Here is a 20,664-nt window from a genome sequence, read left to right as displayed (position 1 = left end):
CTTAGACCAGCACGCGCTCAATGCCACCGGCATTGGCGGTTTGCACGTACTCGGGCAACCATTCTTTGCCCAGAATCTGGTTGGCCATCTCCACCACGATGTAGTCGGCCTCCAGCAAGCCGTTGTTCAGGTCGTTGCCGTAGCGGCTCAGGCCTTGCAAGCAGCTCGGGCAACTGGTCAATATCTTCACATTGCCTTCCGCCTTGGGCGCCTGTCCCTCGGGCGCCGTCAGGGCACGCAAAGCGGTTTCTCCCTTGCGCAACTCTTCTTCCTTGCGGAAGCGGATTTGGGTGGAGATGTCGGGGCGGGTCACGCCCAGCGTGCCGGACTCGCCGCAGCAGCGGTCATTCTTCAACACCGCATCGCCCACGAGCGCCTTGACCGTCTTCATCGGGTCTTGCAACTTCATGGGACTGTGGCAAGGGTCGTGGTACAGGTAACCCGCACCCGCACCGCCCTCGGGCACCAGCGTAATGCCTTTTTCCAGCAGGTACTCGTGGATGTCGATGATGCGGCTGCCGGGGAAGATTTTGTCGAACTCGTAGCCCTGCAACTGGTCGTAGCAGGTACCGCAGCTCACTACCACCGTCTTGATGTCCAGGTAGTTCAGCGTGTTAGCCACACGGTGGAACAGCACCCGGTTGTCGGTAATGATTTTCTCGGCCTTGTCTGCCTGACCGGAGCCACGCTGGGGGTAGCCGCAGCACAGGTAGCCGGGCGGCAACACGGTTTGCACACCCGCATGCCAGAGCATGGCTTGGGTTGCCAAGCCCACCTGGCTGAACAGGCGCTCCGAGCCGCAGCCGGGGAAGTAAAACACCGCCTCCGTTTCCGAAGTGGTGGACTTCGGGTTGCGGATGATGGGCACGTAATCCGCATCTTCAATGTCCAGCAAGGCGCGCGCCGTTTTCTTGGGCAAGCCGCCGGGCATCTTCTTGTTGATGAAGTGGATCACCTGCTCCTTGATAGGCGCAGTGCCCACCGAGGCCGGGGGTTTGTTGGTCTGCTTCTTCGCCGCCAGGCGCAAGACCTGGTTAGCCAAGCGCTGGGCCTTGAAGCCCACGCCCACCATGGCGGTGCGCATCAGCTTGATGGTTTCCGGGTTGGTCGCGTTGAGGAAGAACATGGCCGCCGCGTTGCCGGGGCGGAAGGACTTCTGCCCCATCTTGCGCAACAAGTTGCGCATGTTCATGGTCACGTCGCCAAAGTCGATCTTCACCGGGCAGGGCGATTCGCACTTGTGGCAGACCGTGCAGTGGTCGGCCACGTCTTCAAACTCTTCCCAGTGCTTCACGCTGATGCCGCGGCGGGTCTGCTCCTCATAGAGGAAGGCTTCGACCAGCAGCGAGGTCGCCAAAATTTTGTTGCGCGGGCTGTAGAGCAGGTTGGCACGCGGCACGTGGGTGGCGCACACCGGTTTGCACTTGCCGCAGCGCAGGCAGTCTTTCACGCTATCGGCAATCGCGCCAATATCGCTCTGCTGCATGATGAGCGACTCGTGCCCCATGAGGCCGAAGGACGGCGTGTAGGCATTGGTCAAATCGGCGTAGATGGTGGAACCATCCGCAGTCAAATGCGGCGCGAACCCTTGCCCATCTAGCGCAGGCAGCTCCTGATTCCGTAGCAACTTACCTTTGTTGAAGCGGCCTTCGGGGTCCACCTTGGCTTTGTAGGCAATGAACGGCGCCAGCTCGGCTTCGCTCAAAAACTCCAGCTTGGTGATACCGATGCCGTGCTCGCCGGAGATCACGCCGTCCAGACTACGGGCCAGCGCCATGATGCGTTTGACCGCGCCATGGGCGGCTTGCAGCATGTCGTAGTCATCGCTGTTGACGGGAATGTTGGTGTGCACATTGCCGTCACCGGCGTGCATGTGCAGCGCCACCCAGACGCGGCCTTTGAGCACGCGCTTGTGAATGGCGGTGCACTCGGCCAGGATGGCGTCAAACGCCGCACCCGTGAAGATGGCTTGCAGCGGCGCGCGCAACTGGGTCTTCCAGCTGGCGCGCAGCGTGTGGTCTTGCAGCTGGGGGAACAGGCTCTCCACCTGCTCCAACCAGCCCTGCCACTGGCCACGCACCTGCGCCACCAGCTCCAGGGCCTGCGCCACGCGGTCTTCCAGCAGCTCAGCCGATGGAATGTCGTTGGCATCGTCCGTCTTGCCCAAAGGCAGGTCGCTGCGCTCAAAGAATTCGGTCAAGGCATCGCACAGGGCCAGCTTGTTTTGCAGGCTCAGCTCGATGTTGATGCGCTCGATGCCGTCCGTGTACTCCGCCATGCGGGGCAACGGGATCACCACGTCTTCATTAATCTTGAAGGCGTTGGTGTGCTTGCTGATGGCCGCGGTGCGTTTGCGGTCCAGCCAGAACTTCTTGCGGGCTTCTGGGCTGATGGCCACAAAGCCTTCGCCACTGCGGCCATTGGCCAAGCGCACCACTTCGCTGGTGACGCGGGCCACATCGTCGGCGTTGTCGCCGGCAATATCGCCGAACAACACCATCTTGGGGAAACCGCCACGCTTGCTCTTGGTGGCATAGCCCACGGCTTTCAGGTAACGGTCGTCCAGGTGCTCCAAGCCGGCCAGCAACACGCCGCTGCGCTTTTGCTCGGCGAACATGAAGTCCTTGATGTCCACGATGCTGGGCACCGCGTCCTTGGCATTGCCGAAAAACTCCAGGCACACCGTACGGGTGTGAGCCGGCATCTTGTGCACCACCCAGCGCGCGCTGGTGATCAGGCCGTCGGTGCCTTCTTTCTGGATGCCGGGCAGGCCGCTCAGGAACTTGTCGGTCACGTCCTTGCCCAGGCCTTCCTTGCGGAAGGTGGTGCCGGGAATGTCCAGCCGCTCTGTGCGGATGGGCGTTTTGCCATCGGCCTTGTAGTACTGCAGCTCGAAGCTGGCCACCTCCACATCATGGATCTTGCCCATGTTGTGGTTGATGCGGGTCACTTCCAGCCACTCGGCCTGCGGGGTCACCATGCGCCAGCTGGCCAGGTTGTCCAGCGCCGTGCCCCAAAGCACGGCCTTTTTGCCGCCCGCATTCATGGCGATGTTGCCGCCTATGCACGAGGCCTCGGCAGACGTCGGGTCCACTGCAAACACATAGCCGCCGCGCTCGGCCGCATCCGCCACCCGCTGGGTGACCACACCAGCTTCGGACCACACGGTGGCCACATCGCGGTCCAAACCGGGGAGACGCTTCATCTCCACCTCGGTCATGGCTTCGAGCTTTTCGGTGTTGATGACCACGCTCTTCCAGGTCAGTGGAATCGCGCCGCCGGTGTAGCCGGTGCCGCCCCCCCGGGGAATGATGGTCAGCCCGAGTTCGATACAGCCCTTCACCAGACCGGCCATTTCCTCTTCCGAGTCCGGGCACAGCACCACAAAAGGATATTCCACGCGCCAATCGGTCGCGTCGGTCACGTGACTCACGCGGCTCAGACCGTCGAACTTGACGTTGTCTTTGGCGGTGAGCTTGTAGAGCAGCTTTTGGGTCTTTTTACGCAGGGCCGCCACTTCGACAAACGCGGCGTCAAATGCCTTGACGGCGGCGCGGGCCGCCACCAGCAGCTGGCCAACCATGGCGTCGCGCTCGGGGTCGGTGTCAGGGGTGCGGCGCTTCTCCACCTCAGACAGGCGGTGGTTCAGGGCGTCCACCAACTGGCCGCGGCGCTTGGGATTGTCCAGCAGGTCGTCCTGCAAATAGGGGTTGCGCTGCACCACCCAGACATCGCCCAGCACTTCGTACAGCATGCGGGCGGAGCGGCCGGTCTGGCGCTCGCCACGCAACTGGTTGAGCAACTCCCAGCTGTGGGAGCCCAACAAGCGAATCACGATTTCCCGGTCGGAGAAAGACGTGTAGTTGTACGGAATTTCGCGGATGCGCTCTTGCGCATGAGCGCCCGGATTTGCGGCGCTGAGAAGGTGATTGAGCGAGGTGGGAGCGTTCATCAGGGTGTGTAGTAGCTGCCAAAGGCCCCAACACGGCCTTTTTTTGGTAGGTCTGCGATGGTACCGCACCGCCTATACACGGGCTTTTCTAATGGAAACCCCTGACCAATCAGTCAAAATTCTCAGGTTGTAATGAGAGTGACACATATTTGACATGCGGCGCACCTAGCATCGCCGCATTCGACATTCAGGAGGCACCCATGTCCATCACCCGCAGAGCTCTCTCTATTGCCGCCGTTTCCGCGGCTGCCTTTGCCATTCCCACCCAAGCCCAAGCGCAAACCGAAATCCAGTGGTGGCACTCCATGACCGCTGTGAACGGCGAATGGGTGAACGACCTGGCCAAAGATTTCAACGCCAGCCAGAAAGACTACAAAATCGTACCCACCTTCAAGGGTACGTACGACGAATCCATGACCGCTGCCGTGGCCGCATTCCGCGCCGGCAACGCCCCTCACATCCTGCAGGTGTTTGAAGTGGGTACCGCCACCATGATGGCCAGCAAGGGCGCGGTCGTGCCTGTAGGCAAGGTCATGGCCGATGCCGGCTACAAGTTCGACCCCAAGGTGTACGTGCCTGCTGTGGCCGGTTACTACACCGCGCCTAACGGCCAGATGCTGAGCTTCCCGTTCAACAGCTCTACCACCATCTTCTATTACAACAAGGACGCCTTCAAAGCTGCGGGCCTCAACCCCGACCAAGCCCCCTCCACCTGGGGTGACGTGGCTTTGGCAGCCGCCAAGCTAAAGGCCAGCGGCCACAAGTGCCCCATTTCCCTGGCATGGCAAGGCTGGACACAGCTGGAGAGCTTCTCTGCCTGGCACAACGTGGAGTTCGCCTCCAAGCAAAACGGCCTGGCCGGCATGGACGCCCGCCTGAAGATCAACTCCCCCCTGCACGTGCGCCACATTGAAAACTTGGCCAACATGGCCAAGCAGGGCCTGTTCGTCTACAAGGGCCGTGGCAACGTGCCGGAAGCCAGCTTCGTCTCCGGCGAGTGCGCCATGATGACGACATCGAGCGGCTTCTACGGCAACGTGAAGAAGAACGCCAAGTTCGCCTACGGCATTGCGCCCCTGCCCTACTACAAGGACGTACCCGGCGCACCCCAAAACACCGTCATCGGCGGTGCCAGCCTGTGGGTCATGGCCGGCAAGAAAGCCGAAGAATACAAAGGCATTGCCAAGTTCTTCGACTACATCTCCAAGCCCGAAGTGCAGTCGGCCAGCCACAAGCGCACCGGCTACCTGCCCATCACCACTGCTGCGTTTGAGTTGACCGAAAAGTCCGGCTTCTACAAAGAGAACCCCGGTACCGATGTGGCCGTGAACCAGATGATCCGCAAGGTGACAGACAAGTCCCGCGGTATCCGCTTGGGCAATTACGTGCAGATCCGCGCCATCGAGGACGAAGAACTCGAAAACGTCTGGGCTGGCAAAAAGACCGCCAAAGAAGCGCTGGATGCCATCGTGACCCGTGGTGACGAACTGCTGGCACGCTTCGAAAAAGCCAACAAGTAAATTCCCGCCCCGGAACGACGGAGTGACCGCTCAGGCGGCCACTCCGTTTTTCTATTTCTGCACCCCCCATAACAACAACCCTTTGTTCCCCCACTATGGCAACTGAAAAACGGGTGGTATTCAAGTCGGCATGGCTGCCCTGGGTGCTGATCGCACCGCAGGTGGTCGTCATCTCGGTCTTCTTCTTCTGGCCGGCAGCACAAGCCCTGCTGCAATCCGTGCAGCAAAGCGATGCCTTCGGCACCTCGGTACAGTTCGTCGGGCTGGAGAACTTCCGCAACCTGTGGAACGATGCGTCGTACCTCGCCTCCTTCAAAACCACGGCGGTGTTTTCTGCACTGGTCGCCGTATGCGGCTTGAGCATCTCTCTGATGCTGGCTGTATTTGCCGACCGCGTGGTCAAAGGCTCCGGCATCTACCGCACCTTCCTGATCTGGCCCTACGCCGTAGCGCCTGCGGTGGCGGGCGTGCTATGGCTGTTCATGTTTGCCCCTAGCATCGGCATCGTGAGCTACGGCATCCGCGCGCTGGGTGCGAGTTGGGATCCGCTGCTCAACAGCAACCACGCCATGGCGCTGATCGTCATGGCCGCAGTTTGGAAGCAACTGTCCTACAACTTTTTGTTCTTTCTAGCCGGCTTGCAGAGCATCCCCAAATCGCTGATCGAGGCCGCGTCCATGGACGGTGCACGCCCCTGGCGCCGGTTCTGGACCATCCAGTTCCCGCTGCTCTCCCCCACCACTTTCTTCCTGCTGGTGATCAACGTGGTGTACGCCTTCTTTGACACCTTCGCCATCGTCGATGCGGCCACCAAAGGCGGCCCGGGCAAAGACACGGCCATTCTGGTCTACAAGGTGTATTTCGACGGCTTCAAGGCCATGGACTTGGGCGGCTCGGCAGCCCAGTCGGTGGTGCTGATGGTGATCGTTGTCGCGTTGACGGTCGTGCAATTCCGCTTTGTTGAGAAAAAGGTGAACTACTGATGGTCGAACGTCGCCCCTGGCTGGACTTTTTGTCGCACGCCATCCTCATCATCGGGGTGCTCATCGTGGCATTCCCCATTTACATCACCTTTGTGGCTTCCACCCACACGGCTGACGCCGTGGTGCAGTCGCCCATGCCTCTGTGGCCCGGCGCCCACATGTGGGACAACTACGTCACGGCCCTCACCGGTGGGCGCGAAGGCAGCGGCAGCCACGCCTCCGTGGGCCGCATGATGATGGTCAGCCTGATTACTGCCCTGGTCATCTCCATCGGCAAGATCGCCATTTCGCTGCTGTCGGCCTTTGCCATCGTGTACTTCCGCTTTCCGGCCCGCATGTTTTTCTTTTGGGCCATCTTCATCACATTGATGCTTCCTGTAGAAGTGCGCATCGGCCCCACTTACCAAGTGGTGGCGGATCTGGGCATGCTCAACAGCTATGCCGGGCTGACCGTGCCGCTCATTGCGTCGGCTACGGCCACCTTTTTGTTCCGCCAGTTTTTCCTGACCGTGCCGGATGAACTGGTAGAAGCCGCGCGGGTGGACGGTGCGGGCCCCATGCGCTTCTTCAAAGACATCTTGGTGCCGTTGTCGGCCACCAGCATGGCAGCACTGTTTGTTATTCAGTTCATTTACGGCTGGAACCAGTACCTCTGGCCGCTGCTCGTCACCACCAAGGAAGACATGTACCCGGTGGTCATCGGCATCAAGCAAATGATCTCCGGCGGCGACGCACAAACCGAATGGAACATCGTCATGGCCACCGCCATGCTGGCCATGCTGCCGCCCGCGCTGGTGGTCATGCTCATGCAAAAGTGGTTTGTCAAAGGCCTCGTGGACACCGAAAAGTAATAGGACTCAGAATTTATGGCTTCCATCGAACTCAAAAACGTCATCAAGCGCTACGGCAGCGGCAAAACGGCCAACCAGGTCATCCATGGCGTGAACGCCCAGATTCAGGATGGTGAATTCATCGTCATCGTCGGGCCCAGCGGCTGCGGCAAATCCACGCTCTTGCGCATGGTGGCAGGACTGGAAGAAGTGAGCTACGGCCAGATCTCCATTGGCGGGCGCGTGGTGAACGACCTGGAGCCCAGCGACCGCGACATCGCCATGGTGTTCCAGAACTACGCGCTTTACCCGCACATGAGCGTGTTTGAGAACATGGCCTATGGCCTCAAGATCGCCAACGTGCCCATGGACGAGATCAAGGCGCGCGTTGACAAGGCCGCCAAAATTCTGGAGCTGGCCCCCTACCTCGAGCGCAAGCCCAAGGCCCTGTCCGGCGGCCAGCGCCAGCGTGTGGCCATGGGCCGCGCCATCGTGCGCCAGCCCCAGGTGTTTTTGTTTGACGAACCCCTCTCCAACCTGGACGCCAAGCTGCGCGCCCAAACCCGGCTGGAAATCCAGAAGCTGCACCGCGAGCTGGGCATCACCAGCCTGTTTGTGACGCACGACCAGGTCGAAGCCATGACCCTGGCCCAGCGCATGATCGTGATGAATGGTGGGGTGATGGAGCAGTTCGGCACGCCCGAAGAGGTCTACACCCGCCCGGCCAGCACCTTTGTGGCCAGCTTTATCGGCTCGCCGCCCATGAACCTGCTCAAAAACGCACCGGATGCCAAACCCGGCGTCATCACCGGCATCCGCCCCGAGCACCTGGACATCACGTCTGGCGGATGGGCCCTGCAAGTGGAAGCGGTGGAAATGCTGGGTGCCGAGCGCCTGATCTACGGCAAGTGGGCGCACAAATTGAACGCCGCGGACGCGGATGAGACCGTCATCATCCGCATCGAAGAGTCGGCCGCTGTGCCCGCCCTGGGCAGCACCCTGCACGTCACCCCGCGCGCGGACCGCCTGCACCATTTCGACGCGGCCACCGGCAAGCGCGTGGAGTCGGTATGACTGCGGAAAACGTGTTCGACCTCCCCGCCTGGCCCTACCCCCGCTGGGTCGCCCACCGCGGTGCCGGCAAGCTGGCGCCGGAGAACACGTTGGCTGCCTTTCGCCTCGGGGCCGGCCATGGCTACCGCATGTTCGAGTGCGATGTGAAACTCAGCGCCGACGGCGTGCCCTTTTTGCTGCACGACGCCACCCTCACCCGCACCACCAATGCATCCTACAAGGCGCTAGCGCCCATAGAGCAAGCGCAAGTAGCTATCAAAGATGTAGCAAACCACACCATTGCAGGCAACCACGCTTGGCACACCCTAAGCCAGCTCGATGCCGGCGCTTGGCACAGCCGTGCCTACGCGGGCGAGACGATTCCCACGCTGGACGGCATCGCCGCCTACTGCCTGCGCAACGGCTACTTGCTGAACATCGAAATCAAGCCCACCCCCGGCACCGAGCGTCACACAGGCGAAGTGGTCGCGCAGCACGCTGCCCGCCTGTGGGCAGGCCAGGCCGTGCCGCCGCTGCTCACCTCGTTCAGCGCCGAAGCGCTGGAAGGCGCCTTGGACACCCAACCCGAATTGCCGCGTGGCCTGCTGCTCGACACCTTATGGACCGGCTGGCTGGAAACCGCACTGCGCCTGGGCTGCCAGGCCATTGTGTGTAATCACGCCCTGTGGGACAGCCGCACCGTGACCCAGGCCAAGGCTGCCGGCATGCGCACGCTGAGCTACACCGTGAACGACGAATGGGCCGCCCAGCGCCTGATCGACCTGCATACCGACGGCATCATCACCGACCGGGTGGACCTGTTCAGCCCGGTGTAAACACGCCCCTGCCGCGAGCGCGCTACAGGAATGCCCTCTTGCGCGCGGGCTGCCGGGTTCTACACTGACCCGATGACGACAGACGAATCCGCCAGCCCCAGCCCTCCCGGCAGGCGCACATGGCTGCTATCGGCAGCCACACTGGCTATTGCGGCGGGCAGCACAACGAGCCGGGCCAAAGACACGCGGGCTTTCAAGTTTGTGTATGCCGACAACTTCCCGCCCCTCTCCTACCTGGACAACGGCGTGCTGCGCGGCACCTCGCCCCGCATCGTCGAGGAGCTGTTCAACAAGCGGCTCCAACTGGGCGTTACTCACCATGCGTACCCGTGGGCGCGGGCGCAATCCATGGTGGAACACGGGGAGGCAGACGGATTTGTGAGCGCAGCCACTCCGGCGCGTCTGGAATACACCGTGGCGAGCACCGAGCCGCTGCTGCAAGCCAGGTTGAGCGCCTACGCACGCGCGGACCACCCTCAGTTTGCCAAGTACCTCAAGTTCCAAACGAATACCGACCTCGCAGGCCTCAAACTCGGCAGCATATTGGGCAACAACTGGACCAAAGCCACCCTGGGCTCTCGACACGTGGAATACGTGCGGGACCGGGAGCTGGCCTTTCGCATGCTGCTGGCCGGCCGGTTCGATGTGTTTGTGGAAGTCGAGGATCTCGCGGAGCCCGCACTCAAGGCCCTCGGGCTGGACGATGACATCAAAGCCATCCCGTTAGTGCTCGCAATGGATGATGTGAAGGTTTGCATTGGCAAGCGCTCCCCCCTGGTCGGGCGCATGCGCGAGATCGACGAAACGATCCGCGCCATGCGCAAAGACGGCACGGTGGCCCGCTTACGCAAGCCCTGAGCCGTGCCGGGGCTTAGCGGCCCAGTACCCAATCCACCGCCGACTGCATATCCGGCAGCAGCACAGTAGCGGCACTGAAGTCTTGTCCCGCCGACATCGGGGTCGGAATCGCCACACAGGCAATGCCCGCCGCCACAGCCGCCGCCACCCCATGCTCGGTGTCCTCAAAGGCCACGGCTTCGTGGGCTTGCAGGTCCATTTGCTGCAAAGCCAGCAGGTAGCAATCGGGCGCGGGCTTGCTGTGCACCACCTCGTCGGCAGAAACCACCACCTCAAATTCCGCCGCCATGACGTGCGAGCGCAGGGTGGCCGCAATCGCAAACATGCGTGCCCCCGTGACCACGCCTTTGCGCAGGCCGGCCGCGTTCAAACGCGCCAGGCACGCACGCACCTCGGGCATCAAGGGGAAGGCGTTGGTCTGCAGGTAGTGCTCGGCGGCCGTGTTCTTGGCCTCTGCCAGTGCCTCCGCGCTGGGGGCCAAACCGTAGCGCTGGCGCACATCTTCGCCATTGGCCAGAGCAGGTACGCCGGAGTAATGCTGCATGTACACGTCCAGCGGAATCTCCACGCCATAGGGTTGCAACACCTGGTTCCACAGCGCGTGGTGCACCGCCTCGGAATCGACCAAGGTGCCGTCATGGTCAAACAAAACCGCTTTGAAACGTGAAGACATGCAACTCCTGCGAAAAATCAAAAGAAAATCAAATAATCGGAGCGCAGCCGCTCAACGCCGCATGCTCCACCACTGGCTTGCAGCACACGCCAGCACCATGGCGGCATAGGTGCCCATCTTGCCGTCACGCCCGAAAAACACGAGTCCGGCCAGCAGCGACACCAGGCCCGCTATAAAATTAATAGCTGCTTGCGCACGCAGGCTGTGCGCTATCGGCACTTTTCTATATAAAACTGGAGCCAGAATCGCCAGCAGCAGCCCGACTACCAAGGCGGGGGCTGCAAAGTTCAGCAGGTGGTTCAGGAGATCGAGTGGGCCCATGGCGGTCATTGCGAAGGCCAATCAAGCCAATGCGGGGGGTGGAGGTCGCTGGATTTTATAATCGCGGTCTAAACATATGGCAGTCTGGGCATTAGGCATTAACCACACCACCGCACCGCTGGATATGCGGGGCCGGTTTGCGTTCGCCAGTGACCAGATCGCCCCGCAGCTCCACGGGCTGCGCCAAAGCATGGCCCGCCCCCCGGAGGCGGCCATTGTCTCCACCTGCAACCGCACCGAAATCTACTGCGCTGGCGATGAGGCCGCGCTGGACCACACCCTGAACTGGCTGGCCCAAAGCGGCGGGGTATCTGCCAGCGAGCTGCACTCCCACACCTACCGCCTGACCGACCAAGAAGCCGCCCGCCACGCGTTCCGCGTAGCCAGCGGGCTCGACAGCATGGTGCTGGGCGAGCCGCAAATATTGGGTCAACTCAAAGACGCTGTGCGTGCGGCCGACGAGGCTGGCGCCTTGGGCACCACGCTCTCGCAGCTCTTCCAACGCTCGTTTGCCGTGGCCAAAGAGGTGCGCACCTCTACCGAAATCGGCGCACACAGCATCAGCATGGCCGCCGCGGCCGTGCGCTTGGCGGGCAATTTGTTTGAAGACCTAGCCAAGGTCAAGGTGCTGTTTGTGGGTGCGGGCGAAATGATTGAGCTTTGCGCCACGCACTTTGCTGCCAAGAACCCCAAGGCCATCGCCATTGCCAACCGCACGCTGGAGCGGGGCGAAAAGCTGGCCAGCCGCTTCGGCGGCGAGGTGATGCGCCTGGCCGACCTGCCCGAGCGGCTGCACGAGTTTGATGCGGTCATCAGCTGCACCGCCAGCACCCTGCCCATCATCGGCCTGGGGGCGGTGGAGCGCGCACTCAAAAAGCGCAAACACCGCCCCATGTTCATGGTGGACCTGGCCGTGCCGCGCGACATCGAGCCCGAAGTCAAAGCTTTGGGCGATGTGTACCTCTACACCGTGGACGACCTAGCCGGCGTGGTGCAAACCGCCCAGGCCAACCGCCAGGCCGCCGTGGCCCAGGCCGAGGCCATTGTGGATGCCGGCGTACAAAGCTTTATGCACTGGGTGGACCAGCGCAGTGCGGTCCCGCTGATCCAGCAACTCAACGCGCAAGCCGAAGAATGGCGCGCCGCCGAACTCGCCCGTGCCCGCAAGCTGCTGGCCAAGGGCGAAGACGTAGACGCGGTGCTGGAAGCGCTGGCCCGAGGCCTGAGCCAAAAAATGCTGCACGGCGCGATGGCTGAGCTCCATGCCGGCGACGCGGCTGCGCGTGAGCGGGCCGGCAATGCCATCCAGCACTTCTTCTTGCGGAATAGCCGTTAGCTGGGGTGAAGCTTCGGGGTTCACCCCCCTCTTCCCCAACCCCTCTCGCCCCGCCGGGCGAGAGGGGAGCTAAACAGCCACATTTTGTTTTTTCGCTTCGACTCGGGCCTTACCGGCGTTGCGACGTTAACCAGCAGAATTTCTTACCCATGAAACCGTTTCTCCGCCAACAACTTGCCCGCTACGTCGACCGCCAGGGAGAGCTGGAGTTTTTGCTCTCCCGCGAAGACATCATGAAAGACATGGAGCAGTTCCTCAAACTCTCACGCGAGCACACCGATGTGGCGGCAGTCGCCGGCCGCTGGACGCGATTCCAGCAACGCGAGGCTGATCTGGCAGGTGCGGAGGAGATGAAGGCCGACCCCGACATGGCGGAGATGGCCGAGGAAGAAATTGCCAGCGCCACCGCTGAGCTAGCACAGCTGGAGACCGAGCTGCAGCGCATGCTGCTGCCCAAGGACCCCGACGACGCACGCCCCGCGTTTGTGGAAATCCGCGCAGGCACAGGGGGCGACGAGTCCGCCCTGTTTGCCGCCGACCTCGCCCGCATGTACACCCGCTACTGCGACGCCAAAGGCCTGCGCACCGAAATCATGAACGCCTCCGAGAGCGAGCTGGGCGGCTACAAGGAAGTGGTGCTGCGGGTGGAAGGCAGCACACAAACCGGTAGCGGCAGCTGTGGTGCTTACGGCATGTTGAAGTTCGAGTCCGGTGGTCATCGGGTGCAACGCGTGCCCGCCACCGAGACGCAGGGCCGCATCCACACCAGCGCCTGCACCATCGCCGTGCTGGCGGAGCAGGACGAGGTAGAGGCCGCCAAGATCAATCCGTCGGACCTGCGTATCGACACCTACCGCGCCAGCGGCGCCGGCGGTCAGCACATCAACAAAACCGACTCGGCGGTGCGCATCACGCACATCCCCACCGGCATCGTGGCCGAGTGCCAAGACGGCCGCAGCCAGCACAGCAACAAGGCCCAGGCCCTGAAGGTGCTGACGGCGCGCATCCACGAGAAAGAGCGCTCTGAGCGCGCCGCCAAAGACGCCGCCGAGCGCAAGAGCCTGGTGGGCAGCGGCGACCGCAGCGACCGCATCCGCACCTACAACTACCCGCAAGGCCGGCTCACCGACCACCGCATCAACCTCACGCTCTACAAGCTGGACCGCGCAATGGAAGGCGACCTGGACGACGTGGTGGATGCCCTGCAGGCCTACGAAGCCGCGCAGCAACTGGCTGCGCTGGAAAACAATCTGAACTAAGGCTCTGTCAGAGCTTGAACACGCCCACCACTTGCACCAAGTCGTTGGCCTGACTCTTCAAGCTGCTGGCGGCTGCCGCCATTTCTTCCACCAACGCGGCGTTTTGCTGCGTCGCCTGGTCCATGGACGTGACGGCCTCACCGACTTGCGCCACACCGGCACTTTGCTCGTTGCTGGCCGCGCTGATCTCGCCCATGATGTCCGTCACCCGGCGGATGCTGCTGACGACTTCGGTCATGGTGTCACCCGCCTTGTCGACCAAGGCCGTGCCCTGCTCCACGCGCTCCACGCTGGTGTTGATGAGGGTTTTGATTTCTTTAGCGGCTTCGGCAGATCGTCCTGCCAGCGATCGAACTTCTGAAGCCACCACCGCAAAGCCACGCCCCTGTTCTCCCGCCCGAGCCGCCTCTACAGCTGCGTTCAGCGCCAGGATATTGGTCTGGAAGGCGATGCCGTCAATCACACTGATGATGTCGCTGATCTTGCGGCTGGACTCGTTGATGCCCTTCATGGTGTCCACCACTTGGCTCACCACTTCACCGCCTTGCACTGCAACCGTGGAGGCACTCATAGCCAGCTGATTGGCTTGCCGGGCGTTGTCGGCGTTTTGTTTGACGGTGGCGTTGAGCTCTTCCATGCTTGCAGCGGTTTGCTCCAACGCGCTAGCCTGGTGCTCGGTGCGAGCGCTGAGGTCGTTGTTACCTTGGGCGATTTCGGCGCTGGCGGTAGACACACTCTCTGAGCCCTGGCGCACATTGGTTACCACCCTCACCAGACCCGATTGCATATCGCGCAAATTGACCAACAGCTGGCCAACTTCGTCGCCCCGGTCCACCTGCACATGGCCTGTCAAATCACCCGAAGCCACCTTTTGCGCCATGGTGCTGGCCTGTGCTAGCGGTACCGTGATCGAGCGGGACATGAGCAACGCGCAAACCACACCGAACAACAAACTCACCACCCCCAAAGCCACCAACAGCAGGCGGCTGCTCTCGTGGTTTTCCTGGATTTGTTTGGCCAACACATCCACGGCATCACGCTGTTGATGCAGCAAAGCATCCATCTTGGCCAGGTACAGCTTGGAAGCCGGCATGAACTTGTCGTCCAAGGCTTTCACCGCCTCATCTGTCTTGCCTTCTTTCTTCAACGCCACAATTTGGTCGCGCGCCGCGATGTAGATCTTGCGTTGCTCGCCAATCTCTTTAAAAAGCACTTTCTCCTCGTCCGACACCATCAGGTCTTGCAAGGTTTTTTGCAACTCTCCCGAGCTTTTGGTGGAGGCGGCCTGGTCTTCCGCAAAAAACTCCGCCAGCGCCGGGTCTGAGCTGCGCGCAATCGCCGCAGTCCGCCGTACACCGGTGTGAATATTTCGGTACCAGTCGCTCACCAAGCGCTCGGTTTTAATCGGGTCATTCACCATCGTCTGGGTTGCGGCAGCCCCTTGGTTGAGCCGCACAATACTGACCAAAATGGTGAGCAACAACATCGCCAGAATCAGCGCAAAGCCCAGACCCAAGCGCTTGGCGATTGACAGATTTTTCAACATACAAGCCCCTTGTTGTAGCCCTATGGGCCGAGTAGAGTTTTATTACCCTGCGCGGTCAAGCAGGAAAGCCCCTAGCCCTATCCCCCGAGCGACTGTGCGGTCAACGACAATCAAGGGATGCCGACGATTGCCCACACCCTTGCCGACCTGCAACGACAAGGCCTTGAACCCACAGATGCCCGGCACCTGCTGCTACATGCCTTGGACCAGCCTACCCACGCTCGCGCCTGGTTGCTGGCACACGATGCGGACGAACTGAACACAGACGCACACACTCGCCTGCAAACGCTGGCTGCCCGCCGCCTGGCCGGCGAGCCGGTGGCTTACCTGCTGGGATACAAGGAGTTTTTCGGACTTAGCTTGCACGTCACCTCCGACGTGCTGGTGCCCCGCCCCGACACCGAAACCCTGGTGGAGTGGGCCCTGGAGGTGCTGAGCCCCACCCCCACCGCCCGGGTGGTGGATTTGGGCACCGGCAGCGGCGCGATTGCGCTGGCACTGAAAGCCACGCAACCCAGCCTGCAGGTGGAGGCCGTGGACTACAGCCACGCCGCACTGGCTGTGGCACAGGCCAATGCACAGCGGCTGGGCTTGGCGGTGGCGTTCTGCCAAGGCTCTTGGCTTAGCGGCACACAGGGGCAGTTTCAGGCCATTGTGTCCAACCCGCCCTATATCCGCGAGAACGACGAACACCTGCCCGCCCTGCGCTTTGAGCCGCGCCAGGCACTCACCGCCGGCGATGACGGACTGGACGACATCCGCACCATCATCGACCAGGCGAGAAGCCGCCTGCTGCCTAGCGGCTGGCTGCTGCTGGAGCACGGCTACGACCAGGCGGGTGAGGTGCGGGGGCTGTTGGAAGCCGCCGGCTTCGGTCATGTGCAAAGCCGCCGGGATCTGGCCTGCATCGAACGCTGCAGCGGCGGCCAGTGGCCCGCCCAAAATTAAAAAAAAAAATATGCCTCTAGCGCTCGTACATATTGCGCGAGCAGCTCCTGAATTCATAGCAAAGATAAAGACACCATGTCCACTACCCCCGCCTGCCCCCAATGCACTTTAGAAAACACCTATCCCGACGGCAGCAACTTCGTCTGCGCCGACTGCGGCTTTGAATGGCCCCAAACCGCGACGGCGGAAGATGACGAAGACTCCGCAGTCGTCAAAGACTCCAACGGCCAGGTGCTGCAGGACGGCGATGCGGTGGTGCTGATCAAAGACCTGAAAGTTAAAGGCAGCTCCACCGTGCTCAAGCAAGGCACCAAGGTCAAAAGCATCCGCCTGGTGGGCGGCGACCACGAGGTGGACTGCAAGATGGACGGCGGCAGCTTCATGCTCAAAGCCTGCTACCTGAAGAAGGCGTGAGCGGCTGTCATTGCAAATGTGTGAGCGTGTGCCAGCGTTACAGTTGGAAAACCGGGTGACATGGACGCACGGTGCAAGCCCTGCAAAACAAGGAGGCATTCATGTACAGAATCAATCACGGCACCAATCGCATCAGCAAACTTCAACAGGTTCGGTTTGCCGATTTGGGCTTCTCCGAGCGCAACCACCTTCAAGAGTGGCTCGCCAATCAACCAGACGCTTTGGGTGAAGACCTGCTCATCATTCAAAAAGAGTTCGACGGCTTCGATGACACCAAAGAGCGGCTGGATTTGTTAGCCATCGACAAGGCAGGCGGGCTGGTCATCATCGAAAACAAGCTGGATGACTCCGGCCGAAACGTGGTGTGGCAGTCGCTGAAGTACGCCTCTTACTGCTCCACCTTGTCACAACAAAAAATCGCCGACATTTTTCAGCGTTATCTGGACAAGCATCAGCCGGGACAAGACGCCAAAACCCTGATCTGTGAATTTTTGGGGAAGGAAGATTTTGATGATGTGGTGCTCAACCCCGGCATGGATCAACGCATCATCATGGTCGCTGCCGAATTCCGGAAAGAAGTCACCTCTACCGTGCTGTGGCTTCTCAAGCATCGTGTCCTCCTCAAGTGTTTCAAAGCGACGCCTTTCCAAGATGGCAACGACCTTTTTCTTACCGTTGAACAACTAATTCCGCTACCCGAAGCAGAAGAGTTGATGATTGGCATTTCAGAGAAAGAAGTCGAAGAGCAGTCGCTGGAACGTGGCCAGGCCAATCGCCACAAGCTGCGGACAGACTTTTGGCATCAAACCCTGGAGGCCTTGGAGCAGGCCAAGGTCAAGCTGTACGGCAACGTAGGCCCCTCCAAAGACCACTGGCTCAATGCAGGCGCCGGTATCGGCGGAGTGCATTACGCCATGATCTTCAACCGCGACGAAGTCCGGGTGAACTTTGTATTAAGCCGAACCCTCAAAGAACAAAACAAAATGCTTTTTGATGTGTTGGCTTCCCGCGCCGGAGAGATCGATCAATCCTTTGGCGGCCCGCTTTCATGGCGACGCATGGACGACAAGAAAGTTTCCATCATCGAATACAGCCAAACTTTCGACGGGCACAACCGCGAGAGCTGGCCCGCCATGATTGCTTGGCTTGTCGAGCATATTCAACGACTTGAAAACACGTTCGACACACAGATTCCGCATCTGCGTGCCGCCTTGCGTTAAGCCGCGACAGGCTCTACGGCATCCACATCCACCAGCCCCAGGCGGTTCACACCACTGATCAAGGCTTTGACCGAAGCGGTCACGATGTTGGTGTCCATGCCCACGCCAAAGCGCTCGCCGCCCTTGCCGGTATCGCCATTCGTCGCCACCAACTCCAGGAAAGCGCAGGCTTGGGCCGCAGCGCCTGTGCTGCCCTCTGAATTCGCGGCATCCGTACTGGCTTTGGTGCTGCGCTCTTCATAGCTGCGCACCTGCACCTTCACGCCAATGGTTTGCAAGGCATGAACTGCCGCGTCGATGGGGCCGTTGCCTTCGCCGCTCAGCAGCATAGGCTGACCGTCCACTTCCACACCAATGCGAATGCCTTGCACATGCGCTTTGCCGGTCTGGCCGGGGTGGTCGAACAGGTGATGCTCCACATAGCGCACTTTGGCGTCTGCCGCGTTCAGGTAGGTGGCGTCAAACAGGTTCCAAATGTCTTGCGCGCTCATCTCGCCGCCGTGGCTGTCGGTGTAGTTTTGCACCTCGCCGGAGAACTCCACCTGCAAGCGGCGCGGCATCACCACACCGAACTCGGCTTCCATCAGATAGGCCACGCCCCCCTTGCCGGACTGGCTGTTCACGCGGATCACCGAATCGTAGCTACGGCCCACGTCGGCGGGGTCAATGGGCATGTAGGGCACATTCCACATCGCATCCGGGCCGGCCGCCTTTTGGGCGGCAAAGCCTTTCTTGATGGCATCCTGGTGGGAGCCACTGAACGCGGTGAACACCAGGTCGCCCACATACGGGTGGCGCGGGTGGATGGGCAACTGATTGCAATGCTCGACGGTGCGGGCAATGGCGTTGATGTCGGAGAAATCGAGACCGGGGCTCACGCCTTGGGTATACAGGTTGAGGGCGAGGGTGACCAGGTCCACATTGCCGGTGCGCTCGCCGTTGCCGAACAAGCAGCCTTCCACGCGGTCGGCGCCGGCCATCATGCCCAGCTCGGCAGCCGCCACGCCGGTGCCGCGGTCGTTGTGCGGGTGCAGGCTCAAGATGACGCTGTCGCGGCGGGCCAAATGGGTGTGCATCCACTCGATCTGGTCAGCATAAATGTTGGGGGTGGACACTTCCACGGTGGCAGGCAAGTTGAGGATCACCTTATTAGCGGGTGTGGCGCCCCACTCTGCGGTGACAGCATCACACACTTCGCAGGCAAACTCGAGTTCGGTGCTGGTGAATACCTCGGGGCTGTACTGCAGCACCCACTCGGTCTCCGGCATGGTGGCGGTGATCTCTTTGATCAAGCGCACCGAAGACACGGCCAACTCTTTGACCTCCGGCTTGCTCATGCCAAACACCACGTCGCGGAAGACGGGGGCGGTGGCGTTGTACACGTGCACGATGGCGCGGCGGGCGCCTTGGAGCGATTCAATGGTGCGGCGGATCAGGTGCTCGCGGGACTGGGTGAGCACCTCGATGGTGACATCGTCCGGCACATGGCCGCCTTCGATCAATTCGCGCACAAAGTCAAAGTCGGTTTGCGAGGCGCTGGGGAAGCCGACCTCGATCTCTTTGAATCCCACTTGCAGCAGCGTGCGGAACATGCGCATCTTGCGCTCCGCATTCATGGGCTCAAACAGGGATTGGTTGCCGTCCCGCAGGTCCGTGCTCATCCAAATAGGTGGCTGGGTGATGCTGCGCGTGGGCCACTGCCGGTTAGGCAGGTCAATGGCAGGGAAGGCGCGGTATTTGGTAGCGGGGTTGGACAACACGGCAAAAACTCCTGAAGGGCACAAAACCAATTTCTAGACTGGTATCGTAGCCCCGCAGGCCGGGCAGCCGATTGCGTTATTTGCCACGTTAGAAAAAATATCGGCAATTTATGCCGATATTTTCAAGAAATCAGCAATCCATCCTAGTTCGGACGAATTGCCAAGCAATCAATGGTGATGGCCGTGGGCACCATGCACGTGTCCGTGCGCAATTTCCTCTTCGCTGGCAGCACGCACTTCCAGCACCTTGAGCGCAAAGCGCAGGGTCTTGCCCGCCAAGGGATGGTTGCCGTCCAGGTGCACCACGGGGCCTTTGATCTTGACCACGTTGAACACGATGGTCTGGCCGTCTTCAGCACGGCCTTCAAGCTGGCCGCCCACCTTCACGCCCGGGGGAAACTGGGTTTTGGGAATGGTTTGCAGCAACGCTTCTTTGTACTCGCCAAACGCGTCGACTGGGGCCAGCTCCACGGTAGTGGCGTAGCCGGCCGCCTGGCCTTCAAGCGCTTCTTCAATCTTGGGGAAGGTGTTGCCGTAGCCGCCATGCAGGTAGGCGATGGGTTCCTGGCTCTGGTCCAGCAACTTGCCGGTGGCGTCGGAAATCTTGAATTGCAGGGTGACTGCGGTGTTTTTGGTGATGTTCATGCCCCCGATTATCGTAAAAAGCCTTGTCCGCCGTGCGCCTAGGCCACTGAGCGGCGACAAGCCGGGGCGAAGGTGAAATAATTAGGGTATCTATCTACTCGGAATTTTTGACATGAGCGACGCACAACAACGCATTGACGAACTGGTGAAATCCAACGAGATCCTGCTGTTCATGAAGGGCACGGCCAGCTTTCCCCAGTGCGGCTTCTCCGGCCGCGCCGTCCAGATCCTGAAGGCCTGCGGCGTGGACACCAAGACCATCAAGACGGTCAACGTGCTCGAAGACGACGGCATCCGCCAAGGCATCAAGGAATACAGCAGCTGGCCCACCATCCCCCAGCTCTACATCAAGGGCGAGTTCATCGGTGGCTCGGACATCATGATGGAAATGTACGAATCCGGCGAGCTGGTCCAAGTGCTCGGTACCCAAGCCGGTTAAACCCACCCGGCGAGCAAGCTGGCACACAAGACCGGCCCCGCCAGCATGTCAGAACCTTGCAGGGAGTCTGC

18 protein-coding genes are annotated in these 20,664 nt (G+C 61.0%); 12 read left to right on the top strand and 6 right to left on the bottom strand.

Annotated elements, in window-relative coordinates; all coding sequences use genetic code 11:
- Position 1 precedes the first annotated feature (1 nt).
- On the bottom strand, positions 2-3,952 hold the full coding sequence (locus FDM28_RS17195; protein WP_138517385.1) for a DUF3683 domain-containing protein: 3,951 nt from the start codon (positions 3,950-3,952) through the stop codon (positions 2-4).
- Positions 3,953-4,152: 200 nt separating this feature from the next.
- Between FDM28_RS17195 and ugpB the strand changes: the two genes are divergently transcribed.
- From ugpB to FDM28_RS17165, 6 genes are all read left to right on the top strand, one after another.
- Positions 4,153-5,472, top strand: a complete 1,320-nt coding sequence (gene ugpB / locus FDM28_RS17190; RefSeq protein ID WP_138517383.1) for a sn-glycerol-3-phosphate ABC transporter substrate-binding protein UgpB — start codon at positions 4,153-4,155, stop codon at positions 5,470-5,472.
- Positions 5,473-5,567: 95 nt separating this feature from the next.
- A complete protein-coding gene (gene ugpA, locus FDM28_RS17185; protein WP_138517381.1) occupies positions 5,568-6,455 on the top strand; it encodes a sn-glycerol-3-phosphate ABC transporter permease UgpA in 888 nt (295 codons plus the stop codon).
- Positions 6,455-7,306 (top strand): sn-glycerol-3-phosphate ABC transporter permease UgpE, encoded by an 852-nt coding sequence (ugpE, locus tag FDM28_RS17180; protein ID WP_138517379.1) that lies wholly within the window; start codon positions 6,455-6,457, stop codon positions 7,304-7,306. The genes ugpA and ugpE overlap by 1 nt, the downstream gene beginning before the upstream one ends.
- Positions 7,307-7,321: 15 nt before the next feature.
- Positions 7,322-8,359, top strand: a complete 1,038-nt coding sequence (ugpC, locus tag FDM28_RS17175; protein WP_138517377.1) for a sn-glycerol-3-phosphate ABC transporter ATP-binding protein UgpC — start codon at positions 7,322-7,324, stop codon at positions 8,357-8,359.
- A complete protein-coding gene (gene ugpQ / locus FDM28_RS17170; protein WP_138517374.1) occupies positions 8,356-9,174 on the top strand; it encodes a glycerophosphodiester phosphodiesterase in 819 nt (272 codons plus the stop codon). Before ugpC ends, ugpQ begins: the two co-directional genes overlap by 4 nt.
- A 72-nt stretch (positions 9,175-9,246) precedes the next feature.
- Positions 9,247-10,032, top strand: coding sequence for a substrate-binding periplasmic protein (locus tag FDM28_RS17165; protein ID WP_170211837.1), 786 nt, complete (start codon positions 9,247-9,249; stop codon positions 10,030-10,032).
- Between the two features lie 13 nt (positions 10,033-10,045).
- Here the strand turns inward: FDM28_RS17165 and FDM28_RS17160 are convergent, their stop codons facing one another.
- Together FDM28_RS17160 and FDM28_RS17155 are read right to left on the bottom strand one after the other, a co-directional pair.
- Positions 10,046-10,705, bottom strand: a complete 660-nt coding sequence (locus tag FDM28_RS17160) for an HAD family hydrolase (RefSeq protein WP_138517370.1) — start codon at positions 10,703-10,705, stop codon at positions 10,046-10,048.
- Between the two features lie 51 nt (positions 10,706-10,756).
- Positions 10,757-11,026: a hypothetical protein gene (locus tag FDM28_RS17155; protein ID WP_138517368.1), complete on the bottom strand. Its 270-nt coding sequence runs from the start codon at positions 11,024-11,026 to the stop codon at positions 10,757-10,759.
- A 76-nt stretch (positions 11,027-11,102) separates the two neighbouring features.
- Between FDM28_RS17155 and hemA the strand changes: the two genes are divergently transcribed.
- Together hemA and prfA are read left to right on the top strand one after the other, a co-directional pair.
- Entirely contained in the window at positions 11,103-12,362 is a 1,260-nt protein-coding gene (hemA, locus tag FDM28_RS17150) for a glutamyl-tRNA reductase (protein WP_138517367.1), read from the top strand.
- A 149-nt stretch (positions 12,363-12,511) separates the two neighbouring features.
- A complete protein-coding gene (gene prfA, locus FDM28_RS17145; RefSeq protein WP_138517365.1) occupies positions 12,512-13,621 on the top strand; it encodes a peptide chain release factor 1 in 1,110 nt (369 codons plus the stop codon).
- A 7-nt stretch (positions 13,622-13,628) separates the two neighbouring features.
- Here prfA and FDM28_RS17140 read toward each other — a convergent pair whose 3' ends face one another.
- Positions 13,629-15,167, bottom strand: a complete 1,539-nt coding sequence (locus FDM28_RS17140) for a methyl-accepting chemotaxis protein (protein WP_138517363.1) — start codon at positions 15,165-15,167, stop codon at positions 13,629-13,631.
- 117 nt (positions 15,168-15,284) lie between these two features.
- On the opposite strand from FDM28_RS17140, the gene prmC reads away from it, so the two are divergent.
- From prmC to FDM28_RS17125, 3 genes are all read left to right on the top strand, one after another.
- Positions 15,285-16,115: a peptide chain release factor N(5)-glutamine methyltransferase gene (prmC, locus tag FDM28_RS17135; RefSeq protein WP_138517361.1), complete on the top strand. Its 831-nt coding sequence runs from the start codon at positions 15,285-15,287 to the stop codon at positions 16,113-16,115.
- A gap of 75 nt (positions 16,116-16,190) precedes the next feature.
- Positions 16,191-16,529 (top strand): zinc ribbon domain-containing protein YjdM, encoded by a 339-nt coding sequence (locus tag FDM28_RS17130; protein ID WP_138517359.1) that lies wholly within the window; start codon positions 16,191-16,193, stop codon positions 16,527-16,529.
- Between the two features lie 71 nt (positions 16,530-16,600).
- The gene (locus FDM28_RS17125; protein ID WP_138517358.1) at positions 16,601-17,749 is read left to right on the top strand and encodes a DUF4268 domain-containing protein; all 1,149 of its coding nucleotides are present in this window, start codon (positions 16,601-16,603) and stop codon (positions 17,747-17,749) included.
- Here the strand turns inward: FDM28_RS17125 and leuA are convergent.
- Positions 17,746-19,509 (bottom strand): 2-isopropylmalate synthase, encoded by a 1,764-nt coding sequence (gene leuA, locus FDM28_RS17120; RefSeq protein WP_138517356.1) that lies wholly within the window; start codon positions 19,507-19,509, stop codon positions 17,746-17,748. The two genes, FDM28_RS17125 and leuA, sit on opposite strands and share 4 nt — an antisense overlap.
- Positions 19,510-19,677: 168 nt before the next feature.
- The gene (locus FDM28_RS17115; protein WP_138517354.1) at positions 19,678-20,154 is read right to left on the bottom strand and encodes an FKBP-type peptidyl-prolyl cis-trans isomerase; all 477 of its coding nucleotides are present in this window, start codon (positions 20,152-20,154) and stop codon (positions 19,678-19,680) included.
- A gap of 112 nt (positions 20,155-20,266) precedes the next feature.
- Here FDM28_RS17115 and grxD point away from each other — a divergent pair, with 112 nt between their 5' ends.
- Positions 20,267-20,593, top strand: a complete 327-nt coding sequence (gene grxD / locus FDM28_RS17110) for a Grx4 family monothiol glutaredoxin (RefSeq protein ID WP_138517352.1) — start codon at positions 20,267-20,269, stop codon at positions 20,591-20,593.
- Positions 20,594-20,664: the final 71 nt, after the last annotated feature.

Source organism: Rhodoferax bucti (assembly GCF_005876985.1).
In the GTDB taxonomy this organism is placed as follows: Bacteria; Pseudomonadota; Gammaproteobacteria; order Burkholderiales; family Burkholderiaceae_C; genus Allorhodoferax; species Allorhodoferax bucti.
This window is presented reverse-complemented; position numbering and strand designations above follow the sequence as displayed.

Bases quoted from the DNA above. Each gene is read 5' to 3' on its own strand.
- FDM28_RS17165 (WP_170211837.1), top strand. From the start codon at position 9,247: ATGACGACAGACGAATCCGCCAGCCCCAGCCCTCCCGGCAGGCGCACA.
- FDM28_RS17195 (WP_138517385.1), bottom strand. From the start codon at position 3,952: ATGAACGCTCCCACCTCGCTCAATCACCTTCTCAGCGCCGCAAATCCG.
- FDM28_RS17155 (WP_138517368.1), bottom strand. From the start codon at position 11,026: ATGGGCCCACTCGATCTCCTGAACCACCTGCTGAACTTTGCAGCCCCC.
- FDM28_RS17130 (WP_138517359.1), top strand. From the start codon at position 16,191: ATGTCCACTACCCCCGCCTGCCCCCAATGCACTTTAGAAAACACCTAT.
- ugpE (WP_138517379.1), top strand. From the start codon at position 6,455: ATGGTCGAACGTCGCCCCTGGCTGGACTTTTTGTCGCACGCCATCCTC.
- ugpQ (WP_138517374.1), top strand. From the start codon at position 8,356: ATGACTGCGGAAAACGTGTTCGACCTCCCCGCCTGGCCCTACCCCCGC.
- prfA (WP_138517365.1), top strand. From the start codon at position 12,512: ATGAAACCGTTTCTCCGCCAACAACTTGCCCGCTACGTCGACCGCCAG.
- grxD (WP_138517352.1), top strand. From the start codon at position 20,267: ATGAGCGACGCACAACAACGCATTGACGAACTGGTGAAATCCAACGAG.
- FDM28_RS17160 (WP_138517370.1), bottom strand. From the start codon at position 10,705: ATGTCTTCACGTTTCAAAGCGGTTTTGTTTGACCATGACGGCACCTTG.
- prmC (WP_138517361.1), top strand. From the start codon at position 15,285: ATGCCGACGATTGCCCACACCCTTGCCGACCTGCAACGACAAGGCCTT.
- FDM28_RS17140 (WP_138517363.1), bottom strand. From the start codon at position 15,167: ATGTTGAAAAATCTGTCAATCGCCAAGCGCTTGGGTCTGGGCTTTGCG.
- hemA (WP_138517367.1), top strand. From the start codon at position 11,103: ATGGCAGTCTGGGCATTAGGCATTAACCACACCACCGCACCGCTGGAT.
- FDM28_RS17115 (WP_138517354.1), bottom strand. From the start codon at position 20,154: ATGAACATCACCAAAAACACCGCAGTCACCCTGCAATTCAAGATTTCC.
- ugpB (WP_138517383.1), top strand. From the start codon at position 4,153: ATGTCCATCACCCGCAGAGCTCTCTCTATTGCCGCCGTTTCCGCGGCT.
- ugpC (WP_138517377.1), top strand. From the start codon at position 7,322: ATGGCTTCCATCGAACTCAAAAACGTCATCAAGCGCTACGGCAGCGGC.
- ugpA (WP_138517381.1), top strand. From the start codon at position 5,568: ATGGCAACTGAAAAACGGGTGGTATTCAAGTCGGCATGGCTGCCCTGG.